The sequence below is a fragment of the Microcystis aeruginosa LEGE 91341 genome (genome assembly GCF_015206885.1).
Taxonomy (GTDB): Bacteria; Cyanobacteriota; Cyanobacteriia; order Cyanobacteriales; family Microcystaceae; genus Microcystis; species Microcystis aeruginosa_H.
In genome coordinates this window covers 52,380-65,876 of the sequence record NZ_JADEXY010000002.1, presented here as the reverse complement: position 1 = coordinate 65,876, position 13,497 = coordinate 52,380, and the positions used below count along the sequence as shown (strand labels likewise).

Annotated in this window: 12 protein-coding genes and 2 pseudogenes; 3 read left to right on the top strand and 11 right to left on the bottom strand. The window is 41.6% G+C overall.

From position 1 onward, the window contains the following. The first annotated feature begins 27 nt into the window (after nucleotides 1-27). Entirely contained in the window at nucleotides 28-1,203 is a 1,176-nt protein-coding gene (locus IQ234_RS00780; protein ID WP_193955654.1) for an esterase-like activity of phytase family protein, read from the top strand. A 111-nt stretch (nucleotides 1,204-1,314) separates the two neighbouring features. On the opposite strand, the gene IQ234_RS00775 is transcribed toward IQ234_RS00780, so the two are convergent. The 5 genes and pseudogenes from IQ234_RS00775 to IQ234_RS00755 form a co-directional block, all read right to left on the bottom strand. Next, the gene (locus IQ234_RS00775; RefSeq protein WP_002751943.1) at nucleotides 1,315-1,866 is read right to left on the bottom strand and encodes an NYN domain-containing protein; all 552 of its coding nucleotides are present in this window, start codon (nucleotides 1,864-1,866) and stop codon (nucleotides 1,315-1,317) included. 261 nt (nucleotides 1,867-2,127) lie between these two features. Then, nucleotides 2,128-2,952, bottom strand: coding sequence for a sulfurtransferase (locus IQ234_RS00770; RefSeq protein WP_193955653.1), 825 nt, complete (start codon nucleotides 2,950-2,952; stop codon nucleotides 2,128-2,130). Beyond that, nucleotides 2,921-3,364 (bottom strand): ATP-binding protein, encoded by a 444-nt coding sequence (locus tag IQ234_RS00765; RefSeq protein ID WP_193955652.1) that lies wholly within the window; start codon nucleotides 3,362-3,364, stop codon nucleotides 2,921-2,923. The genes IQ234_RS00770 and IQ234_RS00765 overlap by 32 nt, the downstream gene beginning before the upstream one ends. A gap of 102 nt (nucleotides 3,365-3,466) precedes the next feature. Further along, nucleotides 3,467-4,714, bottom strand: a pseudogene (locus tag IQ234_RS00760) (RNA-guided endonuclease InsQ/TnpB family protein). Next, nucleotides 4,714-5,286: an IS607 family transposase gene (locus IQ234_RS00755; protein WP_193955650.1), complete on the bottom strand. Its 573-nt coding sequence runs from the start codon at nucleotides 5,284-5,286 to the stop codon at nucleotides 4,714-4,716. Before IQ234_RS00755 ends, IQ234_RS00760 begins: the two are co-directional and overlap by 1 nt. 191 nt (nucleotides 5,287-5,477) lie before the next feature. On the opposite strand from IQ234_RS00755, the gene IQ234_RS00750 reads away from it, so the two are divergent. Next, entirely contained in the window at nucleotides 5,478-6,614 is a 1,137-nt protein-coding gene (locus IQ234_RS00750; RefSeq protein WP_193955649.1) for a SpoIIE family protein phosphatase, read from the top strand. Between the two features lies 1 nt (nucleotide 6,615). On the opposite strand, the gene IQ234_RS00745 is transcribed toward IQ234_RS00750, so the two are convergent. Next, nucleotides 6,616-6,939 carry an STAS domain-containing protein gene (locus tag IQ234_RS00745; protein WP_193955648.1) on the bottom strand — a complete coding sequence of 108 codons (324 nt, stop codon included), beginning with the start codon at nucleotides 6,937-6,939 and terminating at the stop codon, nucleotides 6,616-6,618. Nucleotides 6,940-7,084: 145 nt separating this feature from the next. On the opposite strand from IQ234_RS00745, the gene crtO reads away from it, so the two are divergent. After that, a complete protein-coding gene (gene crtO / locus IQ234_RS00740) occupies nucleotides 7,085-8,731 on the top strand; it encodes a beta-carotene ketolase CrtO (protein WP_193955647.1) in 1,647 nt (548 codons plus the stop codon). 304 nt (nucleotides 8,732-9,035) lie between these two features. Here crtO and IQ234_RS21895 read toward each other — a convergent pair whose 3' ends face one another. From IQ234_RS21895 to IQ234_RS21890, 5 genes and pseudogenes are all read right to left on the bottom strand, one after another. Then, complete coding sequence (locus IQ234_RS21895; RefSeq protein WP_416209662.1) at nucleotides 9,036-9,215, bottom strand: hypothetical protein; 180 nt, start codon at nucleotides 9,213-9,215, stop codon at nucleotides 9,036-9,038. Between the two features lie 149 nt (nucleotides 9,216-9,364). After that, nucleotides 9,365-9,616 carry a type II toxin-antitoxin system Phd/YefM family antitoxin gene (locus IQ234_RS00730; protein WP_002802114.1) on the bottom strand — a complete coding sequence of 84 codons (252 nt, stop codon included), beginning with the start codon at nucleotides 9,614-9,616 and terminating at the stop codon, nucleotides 9,365-9,367. A 229-nt stretch (nucleotides 9,617-9,845) separates the two neighbouring features. Further along, nucleotides 9,846-10,055 carry a type II toxin-antitoxin system HicB family antitoxin gene (locus IQ234_RS00725; RefSeq protein ID WP_008206452.1) on the bottom strand — a complete coding sequence of 70 codons (210 nt, stop codon included), beginning with the start codon at nucleotides 10,053-10,055 and terminating at the stop codon, nucleotides 9,846-9,848. Next, a complete protein-coding gene (locus IQ234_RS00720) occupies nucleotides 10,052-10,270 on the bottom strand; it encodes a type II toxin-antitoxin system HicA family toxin (protein WP_193955646.1) in 219 nt (72 codons plus the stop codon). The genes IQ234_RS00725 and IQ234_RS00720 overlap by 4 nt, the downstream gene beginning before the upstream one ends. A 60-nt stretch (nucleotides 10,271-10,330) precedes the next feature. Next, a pseudogene (locus IQ234_RS21890) lies at nucleotides 10,331-13,441 on the bottom strand (tetratricopeptide repeat protein); the annotation flags it as partial. Between the last annotated feature and the right edge of the window lie 56 nt (nucleotides 13,442-13,497).

The window sequence follows — 13,497 nt, the reverse complement described above, 5'->3', positions numbered from 1 at the left end:
TAAGAGCGTAGTAGAGGATGATATTTTGTGATCGATCGATTCTATAAGAGACTGACTGCCGAAAATTACCGTTTCCCAATTTTGGGTTTAATTGCTAGTTTAATTGTAACCTTTAGTCTGGCTGCCTGTGGTGTCTCCCCGCAAGTTTTGGCAGAACAACGAATGTTTCTACCCCTCTCGATCGAGTTTTTGGGAGAATATCAATTACCACAAGCGGATTATCAAGACACAAGGGTGGGGGGATTATCGGCAATTACCTATGATCGCACCAATAACCGCTTTTATCTCCTCAGTGATGATCGTTCTCAGAAAGCTCCAGCCCGCTTTTATACGGCTAGTTTGCAGATAAATGATGAAAAAATCGAAAAAGTGAATTTAGAGGCGGTCACGTTCCTAAAAGATGGCAATGGAGAAACGTTTAAAAAGGGATCTATCGACCCGGAAGGTATCGCTTTTTCGCCCCGACAAACTTTGTTTATTTCCAGTGAAGGTGCGGTTAAAGAGGGAATTGCTCCTTTTATTGCTGAATTTGATTTACAGGGACAATTAAAGGAGTCTTTGTTAATTCCTAATCGCTTTTTACCGGATAATAGCAATCAAAAAGGAATACAGGATAATTTAGGGTTTGAATCCTTAACTTTAGGGATTACCAGCACCCTCAAAGACGATCCTTTTCGTTTGTTTACTGCCACAGAAAACGCTTTAATTCAAGATAGTCCCACGGGAAAAAGGGAAGAAAATCTCAGAGTGCGACTTCTTCATTATGTGATTGATCCGATTGGTGCGCCTGTGTTAGTATCGGAACAGTTGTATGTGTTAGATGAGCCACCCAGCGGTGCGAGATACTACGGTTTAACGGAATTATTAGCTTTAGAAAAAGAGGGTTATTTTCTCAGTTTAGAGCGAACTTTTGGTTTAGAAGGTTTTGGAGCGAAACTATTTCAGGTAGTTAATGGGAGTGCCACTGATACCTCGAAAATCGCCAGAATACCGGGGGAATTAGAAGCTTTACAGGTGCAACCCTTGCGGAAAAAATTATTACTAGATTTAGGGACTTTGGGGATTGATTTAGATAATTTGGAAGGAATGACCCTCGGTCCAAGATTAGCTGATGGTAGTCGCTCTTTGATTTTGGTCAGTGATGATAATTTTAATCCGAATCAGGTCAATCAGTTTTTACTATTTCGACTCAAGGAAAAATAAACAAGAGATGGTTAATTGCCTCACCCCAAACCTTCTGGGAGAAGGTTTGGGGTGAGGACTACCAATAAAGAAAAATGGGATCAATAGTCGGTTTAAAGACAAAACGGCCGATTAATAATCACTTTTTTCGATATCTTTGCGAATATCATTCAGGTCAATATAGCGATCGGTAGCGTTGCGTAATTCCCTAGCGATCATCCCTTCCGTAGAAACTACGGTAATATGAGTATTTTTAGAGCGCAATAGTTCGATCGCTCGTTCAAAATCGCCATCACCGCTAAATAAAATCACTCGATCGTATTGATCGACGGTATTAAACATATCGACGACAATTTCGATGTCTAAATTAGCTTTCTGGGAAAAACGACCAGAACTATCATCATAATATTCTTTCAAAATTTTTGTTCTCACCGTATAACCCAAACTAATTAAAGCATCGCGAAAACCTCTTTGATCTTGGGAATCTTTTAAACCCGTGTACCAAAAGGCATTAATTAACATAATATTCGGGTCGTTGGTGAAGTAATTTAACACCTTGCGCGGGTCAAAAAACCAACCATTTTTTTGTTGAGCATAAAACATATTATTGCCATCCACAAAAATCGAAAGGCGATCTTTCGGACGGGTGCCACCATTACAATGACAAAGACCGGCTTCTGTCATACAAAATACATACCTAATTTTTTATAGAGTTTAACTATAAAATTACTTTTTAGTAATTTTACGGGGGAAAACGACTATTCTTTGAGGAATAGCGGTGATTTGAGAGCAAAAGGATAGCAACTAAAATAAAAATTAGCTTTTTTGTCTAGGAGACAAATTAGATAATAGTTTCGGAATAATTAAAAGTGATAATAGGGGGATTGTACAGTAATTAGGTCATTTTGATAATCTTTCTCGATAGATGAGCATCAACAAGGCCGGTTAGATCAGGTAGGAACACCAATCACTCCAACCTCCAGAATATAGCTTAACATTCTCGTATCCGGCTAGGGTCAGGGAAAAGATATTAACACAGGCTGTCACTCCTGAACCACAGTAGAGGATAATTTCTCGATCGCCTTGCCGCTCTTGCCAACGTTGTGTTTGCTGGGCCAGGGGTTGACAAAAACCCTGACTATCGGTGACTTCCAACCAGGGATAATTAAGCGCCCCCTCGATGTGACCGGCGATCGGATCGATCGGTTCCCTTTCACCCCGATAGCGATCGCTTTCCCTGGCATCAATTAACACCACTCCCCCTTGCTCTTTTTCCCTTTTTACCTCCTCGATCGTCACTACCCAATCCTGTTGAACTTGGGGGAGAAAAGCGCCGGTTTTCGGCACAGGTATCTGATTAGAGACGGGATAACCGGCATTTAACCAATTTTGCCAACCACCATCGAGAATACTAACTCGTTCATGACCGAGATAACGTAATAACCACCAGAGACGACTGGCAAAGGCAAAACGGGAGGAATCGTAGGCGATAACATGGGTTTGACCAGAAATCACCCCTAAAGAGCTTAATTTAGCGGCTATCGTCTGCGGATTCGGTAAAGGATGACGGCCGCCATGACGGGCAATGGGAGCCGATAAATCGCGATCGAGGTCCAAATAGAAGGCATTTTGAATATGATTGGCTAAATAATCTTGATAACCGAGATCGGGATTGTTTAATTGAAAACGACAGTCAATAACCATCAGATCGGGGCGATCGAGATTAGTTACTAACCAACTAGGAGAAACTAGGGGTGCGATCGGATTCATGGCGGGAAAATTGTTTAATAATTAATAGACAGTTGCGCTGATCTTCGCTGCGAGTATAACTGAGTTGATCGGCGATTTTTTGGAGGATCGGCAGTCCTTGCCCATGACCGGAGAAACCATGGTCACGATGGGCATTTTTCTCGATAAAGCTCTCTAAATCGAAGACGGAACCCCGATCCCAGATGCGAATTTCCATCTGGTGGGGAACAATCTCGATCTCGATCTCGATCGGAATTTCGGGGGGTAGGTGTCGGTGAGCGTGACGGACAGCATTGGTAAAACCTTCGGCAAGAGCAAGCTGACACTGGAGCCAGTCTTTTTGGGGAATGCCCACTGGTTCAAGTTGCTCAAAATACTTTAAAACGGTATCTAAGGACTTGAGATCGCTATCTACCTGAAAAGAAATCTTCACCCCCGGTTTACCTCTGCAATGCCTTACGCTAGAAGTTATAGTTAGTAAAAGTATAGTCAAATATAGACAGACTGAATTCCATTTCAGAAATTCCCTTCACTTTTACTTCGAGAGATTGATTCTCCTTGGGTGAACTACGCACCTCTCTATCCCATAGCGGTTAAACGCATTTGGGAATGCTTTTCGCAAAATGTTGTAGGAACCCATGACATCAGATTGAATCAGAATCCCCTTATCTGTACGATATAACCCTCGCGAAATTCAGTTTCCTGAAAACACCGGCCTTTCAGTTGTTTGTCCATACACTGGTAGCAGCTCTAAATTCAAAAAATTAGCAACGGAGGTATAGGATTCTTCTTGAATAATCACAGAGATTCCTATTAATCGACATGTATAAATAATCATGTCAATTAATCGAGCATGAGGGATGGTCACAAATTTTTGATTGTTGACTTTTCCTAAGTTCACTCCTTGTTTCCAACCGTCATTTTTCCCAATTACTAAAGTTGTTATCTCTTGGTCAACTAAGAGATTGACTAAATAACGACTAGCTCGGTGAAGATAATTATCTATCTTCTGATTACGGCAACGGGTTAAACGGCGCATCCTCTGGGAACTTTGACGATTGCCTTTTAACAGAGATTGCAACTTAGCCCGACGTTGGTTATAAAATTGATTCAGGCTTTTTAACGGTCTGCCATTAATCAACAAAGGGATAAAGTCTGGTTGATTTGAAGTTACAGCCATCAAATTATCTATGCCTAAATCTATCGCAGCTATCTTTTCATTAGGAGCTAAGAACTGTTCGGTTTTCTCATAAATTACCTCGATTACATAACAATCACATTTAGGAACTATTCTAGCTTCTGCTATGCGCTCCGCTACTCTCGTCGGCAAGGTAATTGAAGTCCCTGCTTGCCCTGAGCTACGTCGAAGGGATAGTTTTACTAACCCTTGCCGAAGACCTACTTTGCTTAGGGCTTGAATCGTGTAAACTAAGAGATTTCTTCCTTTTTTTGGCTCCTTATAGCCAGGAATTTTGGGTTTTACTAGAAATTTATCGGGGTGACTTTTAAACTCCGATGAAGCGGCAAAAAATGATTGCCAGTTTTTGTCTAATCCTCTTAAAACTTGTTGGGAAACTTTAGCGGGTAAAGCTTGATACTGTTCTGTCTTTTTCATCAGAGAGGCCATCTGATTATAGGTCAAATAGCCATAACCATAAATGAAGTTTTGTCGGATTAAATAATTGGCTGAGTTGTAGAGATTTTTAGACTGCCAAGATAAATTATCTATCTCAGCCAAAAATCTATGTCCTTTCTTGATAATGTGTCTTTCTGCTACTAACATTATTGTCCGTTGTCTTTTAACTCAGCTATAATCTTTTCTGTCTTTGTTTTCGACCTTCTTAATCCGTAAATTCGAGAACAAAAAGAGGTAATAATGGCTATTAAATCTGACATCAACTCATCTTGCTCATCCTCACTTTCATTGACAATCTCCAGTTTTTTATCTAGTTCTTTTAACAAGATTTCTAGATAATTAGTCCCAAATCTGGCTAGACGCTCTTTGTGTTCAACAATTAAAACATTATAATTGGGGTCAACTAGAATTTTGGCTAATTGTTGGCGATTATCGTTTAATCCACTGCCTACTTCTTTGACAACTTTGTAGATTTTGTAGCCTCTGGCAACAGCATAATCTTTTAATCGGTCAGCTTGTCTATCTAGATTGTCTTTATTTTCGGCACTGGAAACTCTTGCATAAATGCAAGCTATCAAGTCGGGTTTTGAATGGTTGTCATCCGTTATGATAATTGTACCAGAAGGCAATTGATAACCTGTTAAATTCCCTTGTTTCCACCATCTCCAAGCCGTTCGATAACTTATTCCTGTTTTTTTTGCATAGTCTGATAGTTTCATATCTATATATTACCATGTCTGACTATGTCTGACTATATTTGTATTGAAACTTTACAATACCATTTTTCCAAAACTATGACTGATGTGTTAGCTCGATTCTGGATTTAATCTTATCTTGAGGTATAAGCAAAGTCATCTGTTAGAGGGTCGGGGGTAAGCAGTAAGATTAAGATAGTCGAGTTACAAAAAAGATGGTACGAATTCTAGTAATTGATGATGATGGAGTAATTCAAACGTTCCTGAGACGAGCATTGCAGAAGGAATACGAGGTTTTTGTTGCCAGTGATGGGGAAGAAGGATTAAAGCAAGCGGGGCAACTAAAACCGGCGATGATTATTTGTGATTGGATGATGCCGGGGATCGATGGGTTGGAAGTTTGCCGGCAAATTAAGCTCAATCCCCAACTGTCAACGACTTTTTTTATCCTCTTAACTTCTTTGGGATCGGTGGAGGATCGGGTGAAGGGATTGGATGCGGGGGCTGATGATTTTTTATGCAAACCGATCGAAATTAATGAGTTAAAAGCGCGTGTGCGAGCGGGAATGCGTTTGCATCAATTAAGTCATGATCTGCAAGCACAAAAACAATTACTAGAAATGGAGTTAGCGGAGGCGGCGGACTATGTGCGATCGCTGTTACCCGAACCTTTTATTTCTCCAAAACTTGCTATCGATTTTCGCTTCCTTCCTTCTCGTCGATTGGGGGGCGATGGTTTTGATTATTATTGGTTAGATAATGACCATTTGATGTTATATCTTTTAGATGTGGCGGGCCATGGTTTACGAGCGGCTTTACCTTCCCTTTCGGTGATTAATTTACTCCGTTCCCGTGGTTTAAGTCAGGTGAATTACTATGAACCTAATCAGGTTTTACAAGGGTTAAATCAAGTTTATCAAATCAGTCCTAAGAATGATAAATATTTTACTATTTGGTACGGGATTTATGATCGGAAACAACAACAGTTAACCTATGCCAGCGCTGGTCATCCCCCAGCAGTTCTCCTGACTCAAAAACCTTTTGGCCAGATGATTGAAACCAGACTGAAAGCTCCCGGTTTTCCCATCGGGATGTTTCCAGAAGCGGAATATATTAATCAGGTTAAATGCCTGAATTTACCCAGTAGCCTTTATCTTTTTAGTGATGGAATTTACGAGATCGATTGTGCTGATGGGAGAATGTGGGGACTAGAAAACTTTATTCAATCTTTACGAAATTATCACTGTAATTACGCCAAAAATCTCGATAATTTTATTGAAGAAATTCAAGCTTTACAATTTGATGGCAATTTTAAGGATGATCTTTCGATTATGCAGGTGGATTTTCGCTGACTTAACTTCCTAAAATTTTTTGTTCTAATTCTTCTCGGTTATTAAAAATTTCAAAAACTCGATCCATATCAGTCAATTCAAATAACATTTTTATCTGCTCATTAATCGAGCAGATCAATAGTTTACCCCCCGCAGAACGCACGGTTTTTAAGGATAAAACTAACGCCCCTAAACCAGAACTATCCATAAAGGTGACATCCTTGAAATCAACGATAATAACCTCTGAACCTCCCTGCACGGCTTCGGCAATTTCTTGGCGAAATTCGCTGGCTTGGTTGCCATCTAAAATACCGGATGGTTGAATAACTTTAATCGCAGAACTCATAAAAAAAAGGAAAAATTAAATGTTTTCTACCTGCTCACTGATAACTGCTCGCTGAAATCTGCTGACAGCAGCCAATCTTTAACTATTTTTAACATATTAGGGTCAAGAAAAGCGCAAAATTAAAAATAGGAATTTTTGAAACTGCATGGAAAGTTACGATGTCATCCTCATCGGTGCCGGGCATAATGGTTTAGTTTGTGCCGCCTATCTCCTCAAAGCCGGTTATCGCGTCCTCCTTCTCGAACAGCGTAGCGTACCGGGAGGAGCGGCTACCACAGAAGCGGTTATCCCAGATCTAGCCCCCGATTTTAAGTTTAATCTCTGTGCGATCGATCACGAATTTATCTTTTTAGGACCAGTAATTGAGGAATTAGAGCTAAAACGCCACGGATTAGAGTATTTATTCTTCGATCCTACCGTTTTCTGTCCCCATCCCTCTGGCCAATATTTTCTTTCCTATCGCTCTCTGGAAAAAACTCACGCCGCAATTGCCCAGTTTTGTCCGCGAGATGCCGATCGCTACCTTCAGTTTATCGACTATTGGGGACAGTTGATGAATGCGATCGGTCCTTGGTTTAACGCTCCCCCCCAAGATTTGCTCAGAATCGCCCGCAATTATAACTCTAGTGCCTTAGCTAGTGTCTGGAAAGCGATCGGCTCGAAAAAGAAACTGCTCGACTTCATCCGCACGATGATTACTTCCCCCGAAGATGTCCTCAATGAGTGGTTTGAGAGCGAATTTGTCAAAGCACCCCTGGCTCGTCTAGCGGCAGAAATTGGCGCTCCTCCCTCCCAAAAAGGCATTACCTCCGGGATGATGATGATGGCGATGCGTCACTCCCCCGGGGTGGCTCGCCCTCGTGGTGGTACAGGCGCACTAACCGAGGCTCTGGTGAAATGTGTTGTCAGTCTCGGTGGGGTGATTTTAACCGAGCAGAAAGTTAAACAGATTCTAATTGAGGAAGGACAAGCGATCGGGGTTAGGGTGGACTCTGGACAGGAATATCTAGCAAAAGCGGGTGTTATCTCTAATATTGACGCTAGACGAGTTTTTTTACAGTTAGTCGCTCCCGCCGATGTGGATGCCGCCGATCCAGAATTGCGAGAAAGGGTAGAACGGCGAATTGTCAATAACAATGAAACAATTCTTAAAATTGATTGCGCCCTCGCGGAAGCACCAAGGTTCGAGGCTTACGATCACAAAGAGGAGTATTTACAGGGAACGATTCTCATCGCCGATTCCGTGCGTCACGTTGAACAAGCCCACGCTTTAACGATTTTGGGGCAGATTCCCGACGAAAATCCCTCGATGTACCTAGATGTCCCCACCATTCTCGATCCGTCTATGGCTCCCCAGGGCAAGCATACCCTCTGGATCGAATTTTTTGCCCCCTATCAGATTGCCGGCGCCGAAGGAACGGGATTAAACGGCACGGGATGGACGGAAGAATTAAAAAATCGCGTGGCCGATCGAGTTCTTGATAAACTGGCCGATTATGCTCCCAATCTCAAATCTTCGATCATTGCCCGTCGGGTGGAAAGTCCAGCCGAATTAGCTAATCGTTTGGGTTCCTATAAAGGTAATTACTATCATCTTGATATGACCTTAGATCAGATGATTTTCCTGCGTCCTTTACCAGAAATAGCTAACTACAAAACCCCCATTAAAAACCTTTATTTAACTGGGGCAGGAACTCACCCCGGCGGCTCAATTTCGGGAATGCCGGGGCGTAATTGCGCTCAGGTTTTCCTGCGGGATCAAAGCACTTTTCTGCAAAGATTATTTAACTAGGGTTGGCTGAATAAATGTGAAATAAGTAGGTAGTCGTGCAAAATAAATTTCCTAGTGAAGAAAGGCACTCATGCAAGAGGCAAAGGGGGGGTTAGATATGTGTAATTAATTTTGCTTAGGTACTTATAGCGGTAAGCGCTTGAGTGAGATACAAACCAAGCTTTGCCTAGCATGGTTTATAGCTCGTGACACTGTACCTCATACGACTGCACACCGCTATATATTCTAAACGGGGATGACTTCAGGCGTTATGACCGCTCTTACCTAATCTCCCTATAGCGTTTCCTAAGCTAGTGAGGTACACCTATTTTTCTTCCCTTTTGGCTTTTGCCTCTTGCCCTTTGCCTAAAACCCATAACTTTTGTACCTCAGCAGACTGAAAACCGCTATAGTGTGTTTTGGTACGAATAATCAGAATAGTTTGATCGTCTTCATAAATTTCATAAAGCAGACGATCTTTTCTATTTAGGCGATAGGAATACAAGCCTTCTAAATCGCCTTTTAAGGATTTGCCAATATAGGGATTAATTGCAATTATGTTAGTTAAAATTTATTGAAGTTTGACTTTTTGTTTTTGGGTGAGTTCGTCGGTATCTTTTCGCGCTTGTTTAGAAAAGACAATTGTGTAGGTTGTCATCCAAATACTTGTTCCATTATCAGGGTTTCTCCTGCGGCATATTCTCGTCGTGCTGATGCAATATGTTGTAATAGTTTGGAATCTTGCATGAGTTCGGAGGTTTCAGCTAAGGATTCCCATTCTTCTTGAGTAATGAGAATATAACTGCGATTTTCACGAACGATCACTACTCCATCGGGTTCTTTTTCAGTGCGATCGCAGAGTTCTTCTAGGTTGGCTTTGGCGTAATCAACGGTGACTTGATACATAAATCGCTTACGGTTTGTGGGGATTACTCTTATAACAAAGCAAAAGATGTTTTCATGATTTATTTTGGGCTTTTCGGTTCTGATCGAGAAGAAGGCGATATGACAACTTTAGTAATGATCTAAGCCGTAACTTGCATAATGTTTATTTTGGCTTTTCCGAGATCATGGTATAAAATGTTCTATGAACGGTTAAATACTAGGAGATATTACTGAACTGAGAATATTTGGGCTATGCGGAAATAGCCCGGAGAGGTGGGAGAGATTTGCCTCGTGCAGTGTAGTCTTCTATAAGGAGGTCTAGGACTTCAAGAGCATTTTGCAGGGCTGCATGGTAGGTTTCACCATGGGTATGAGCATAGGGGCCAAATTCAGGGAGGTGGGCGATAAATTTGTTGTCTTCTTCTGACCATTGAATAAAAATACTATAGTGATAATTCATGGGTTGTCTCCTTGATTTAAGTTTGCTAGTTCCTGAAGTGCATTTCTTACGTCTTTTTCCTGGTAGCGATTAGCATCACTACTATCTTTGCCTGACAGGGTCAAGCTATATTCTAAACGGGGATGGCTCCAAATGGTATGACTACCTTTACCGGGGCGATAGGTAAACCCTGCTTTCAGAAGTATAGACTTGAGTTCTCGTATTTTTTTAGGCATTTGCTATCTGCTGGAGTAATTTTATTGCAGTTTGAGCATTATTAAGGTATTACAAAGAATCTAGGAATGACGGAGTGATTGGATATATTCCACCATTTCGGGGGGAAAGCGTTGGCTTAATTCCTCATCAGGAAGTTGAGAAAGCATCTGCAAATAATTCATCATTACTGTTTGAGTGTTGGGGTGATTTTCTCCTAATTTTTCCGAACAAATAGCAATCGCTCTTTGATAGAGAGATTCTGCTTCTGTGTATTTCCCTTGAGACTGATAAAGATCCGCCAGATTGTTGAGACTGTTGGCCACATGAGGATGCTCTGCTCCTAATTGCTTTTCCCCAATCGCCAGCGCTTGCAAATAGAGAGGTTCGGCTTCTGCGTATTTCCCTTGATTGTGATAAAGATTCGCCAGATTGTTGAGACTGGTGGCCACATCAGGATGCTCTTTTCCTAATTGCTTTTCCCTAATCGCCAGCGCTCGCAATAAGAGAGGTTCGGCTTCTGCGTATTTCCCTTGAGATTGATAAAGACCCGCCAGATTGTTGAGAATGGTCGCCACATCAGAATGCTCTTTTCCTAATTGCTTTTCCTGAATCGAGAGTGATCGCAAATAGAGAGGTTCTGCTTCTGCGTATTTCCCTTGAGATTGATAAAGATTCGCCAGATTGTTGAGACTGGTCGCCACAGCAGGATGCTCTTTTCCTAATTGCTTTTCCCTAATCGCCAGCGCTCGCAATAAGAGAGGTTCTGCTTCTGCGTATTTCCCTTGAGATTGATAAAGACCCGCCAGACCACCAAGACTGTACGCCACATCAGGATGCTCTTTTCCTAATTGCTTTTCTGTAATCGCCAGCGAGCGCAAATGGAGAGGTTTGGATTCTGCGTATTTCCCTTGAGATTGATAAAGACCCGCCAGATTGTTGAGACTGGTGGCCACATCAGGATGCTCTGCTCCTAATTGCTTTTCTGTAATCGCCAGCGCTCGCAAATAGAGAGGTTCTGCTTCTGCGTATTTCCCTTGAGAATAATAAAGATTCGCCAGACCGTTGAGACTGGTCGCCACATCAGGATGCTCTTTTCCTAATTGCTTTTCTGTAATCGCCAGCGAGCGCAAATGGAGAGGTTCTGCTTCTGCGTATTTCCCTTGAGAATAATAAAGACTGGCCAGATTGTCGATGTCATTTGCAATGTATGGATGGTTTTCCCCATAAACTTTTTCATCAATAGCCAGTGATCGCAAAAAGAGAGGTTCTGCTTCTGCGTATTTCCCTTGAGATTTATAAAGTAACGCCAGATTGTTGAGACTGGTCGCCACATCAGGATGCTCTTTTCCTAATTGCTTTTCCCTAATCGCCAGCGCTCGCAATAAGAGAGGTTCGGCTTCTGCGTATTTCCCTTGATCGCGATAAAGTTCTGCCAAATTGTTGAGACTGGTCGCCACATGAGGATGGTTTTCTACATAAAATTTTTCGTCAATAGTCAGCGCTAGCACCATAAAAGATTCGGCTTCTGTATATTTCCCTTGAGACTTATAAAGTAACGCCAGATTGTTGAGAATGGTCGCCACAAGAGAATGCTCTGCGACTAATTGCTTTTCAACAATTGCCAGTGATCGCTTGTAGTGAGGTTCCGCTTCTGCGTATTTCCCTTGATCGCGATAAAGTTCCGCCAGATTGTTGAGACTGCTGGCCACAGCAGGATGCTCTGCTCCTAATTGCTTTTCCCGAATCACCAGCGCTCGCAAATAGAGAGGTTCCGCTTTTGCGTATTTCCCTTGAGACTTATAAAGATTTGCCAGATTGTTGAGACTTTTAGCAACTTCACGATGATTTTTGCCTAAGCGTTGCTCACTCAGGGTTAAACAGCGTTCACAATAAAGAACCGCTTGCTGATAAAGTCCCTGCTCTTCATAAAAACGACCTAAGCCAGTAAAAGGCCTAGTTAAATCTTCATTATCTAACCATTGATCTAATTCCTCTGCAACAACTTTTAGATGCTCAATATCTGGCTCCAAGTTATCAATGTCTTTTAAGGTCAAAGTCCTCTTAATAGTTTTCGCAATCCCAACCATCACCTGACAATAGGCTCGCTTTGCTTCTTCCTTAAACGCCGATGCTTCTAACTTATCGCGCAAATACATCCGAATTAAAGTATGCAACTCATAGTTCTGACTATCAACATCATTTAGCAAATTTAAATTTACCAAATGTCGTAAATCAGTCCTAGTCGGTATCGGTAAATCAGGGGGATCAATAGACTCGGAAACTGATTTAGATAGACCAAACCAGCGTGAAAATGTCGGGAAAAGTTTCTCGATTTTTGCACTGATACCATCTGTCGGTTTTGCAGAAAGAGGTTTTGTTTTTGCTACCTCAAACAAAGACAAAATTAACTTTTCATTAATCCGACTTTCCGCAAATAAACTGAGCCATTCTCCTGCTAATCGAGAACTCTCACTCAACTCCCCCCAACTCAACTCAAACGCCGCTGCTACCCCCCTTTGAGCCGTCATAAAAGCATTTTGGGGAAATTGTAAACTCTCATCCTTTAATTTTTGCGCCTGTAACTGTGATAAAAGTTTTGTTAACTCACAACTCATATACTGTCCATAGCGTCCCACCAACTCAATTCCTAACGGTAAATACCCCAACCATCTGACTAATTCTCTGGCTTTTTCTGGATTATTTACTACCGCATTAGGTAAAAAGACAGCTAACAATTCTACCGCCGCATCAGGACTTAAGACTTCTAAATCAATCGGATTAAAATTACGAGCAATCTGTTCATTACGAGTCGTAATAATCACCTTAAACCGCTTTTCACCTTGAGGCGGTAAATAGTCTTTTATTTGTTCATAGCGACGCACATCATCAAAAATAATTAAGGCTTGATCCTGCTCATTCTTGAACCAATTATGCCAACAAAAACGAATCCGCTCTACCAATTCCCCTTCCGTCGGTAAAATTAATCCTAAATGAATCTGAGCAAAAGTTAAAATACTCAAACCCGGATCGCTTTCTGCTACATTTAACCAAAGAATCCCCCCTAAATAGGTTTTGTTTTCCCATTCCCGCCAACTATACTGTAACGCTAATTCCGATTTACCAATGCCACTCATCCCCGTCAACGTCGAAATCGCCACGCGGTTAGCTTCCTGTAATTGGGTTGCTAATTGGCTTAAAACTTCATCACGTCCAACAAATTTCTCGACCCCACTATTGGGTAAATTGT

Coding starts and splice junctions, on each gene's coding strand:
- IQ234_RS00775 (WP_002751943.1), bottom strand. CDS start 1,866: ATGACAGAAGCCGGTCTTTGTCATTGTAATGGTGGCACCCGTCCGAAA.
- IQ234_RS00770 (WP_193955653.1), bottom strand. CDS start 2,952: ATGAATCCGATCGCACCCCTAGTTTCTCCTAGTTGGTTAGTAACTAAT.
- IQ234_RS00755 (WP_193955650.1), bottom strand. CDS start 5,286: ATGAAACTATCAGACTATGCAAAAAAAACAGGAATAAGTTATCGAACG.
- IQ234_RS00750 (WP_193955649.1), top strand. CDS start 5,478: ATGGTACGAATTCTAGTAATTGATGATGATGGAGTAATTCAAACGTTC.
- IQ234_RS00745 (WP_193955648.1), bottom strand. CDS start 6,939: ATGAGTTCTGCGATTAAAGTTATTCAACCATCCGGTATTTTAGATGGC.
- crtO (WP_193955647.1), top strand. CDS start 7,085: ATGGAAAGTTACGATGTCATCCTCATCGGTGCCGGGCATAATGGTTTA.
- IQ234_RS00730 (WP_002802114.1), bottom strand. CDS start 9,616: ATGTATCAAGTCACCGTTGATTACGCCAAAGCCAACCTAGAAGAACTC.
- IQ234_RS00725 (WP_008206452.1), bottom strand. CDS start 10,055: ATGAATTATCACTATAGTATTTTTATTCAATGGTCAGAAGAAGACAAC.
- IQ234_RS00720 (WP_193955646.1), bottom strand. CDS start 10,270: ATGCCTAAAAAAATACGAGAACTCAAGTCTATACTTCTGAAAGCAGGG.